Origin of the sequence: Paraburkholderia sp. SIMBA_027 (assembly GCF_046535315.1) — a bacterium.
In the GTDB taxonomy this organism is placed as follows: Bacteria; Pseudomonadota; Gammaproteobacteria; order Burkholderiales; family Burkholderiaceae; genus Paraburkholderia; species Paraburkholderia tropica.
In genome coordinates this window covers 1-374 of sequence record NZ_JAWRWY010000177.1, presented here as the reverse complement: position 1 = coordinate 374, position 374 = coordinate 1, and the positions used below count along the sequence as shown (strand labels likewise).

At 34.5% G+C, this 374-nt stretch carries 1 protein-coding gene; it reads right to left on the bottom strand.

Annotation, left to right across the window (positions count from 1 at the left end):
- Window positions 1–48: 48 nt before the first annotated feature.
- Window positions 49–374, bottom strand: a 326-nt coding sequence (locus SB764_RS38665; RefSeq protein ID WP_410866561.1) for a hypothetical protein, incomplete at its 5' end; no start/stop codon positions are given.

The window sequence follows — 374 nt, the reverse complement described above, 5'->3', positions numbered from 1 at the left end:
ATCCGATAGTCTCCCAAACCTATATTAACCATTTTTTTTCTGAAGATTTTATTTTTTAACCGCACTATTTTTTATTAATTTTTCCTTTTTTTGTTTTATAGAATTCAGACTATCCTGTATTTTTTTTAATTTAGCGGAGTCAGGTTTTATTTGTTTATATAATCCTTTTCTTTTAAGGTCTACCTCCCATTGCCTTTTATACTCTGGCATAAAACTAGAGGTCACCATTTTTTTATATAATTGCTCTCGTTTCAAGTCGCCAGTGATATATTTTTCTGCAATCAGGGTACAAGCAGGGCCTGCCCATGCGGCTCCTACACCCGCATGTTCCATAACAGCTGCAACAACTATTTTAGGTTTATCAGCAGGAGCAA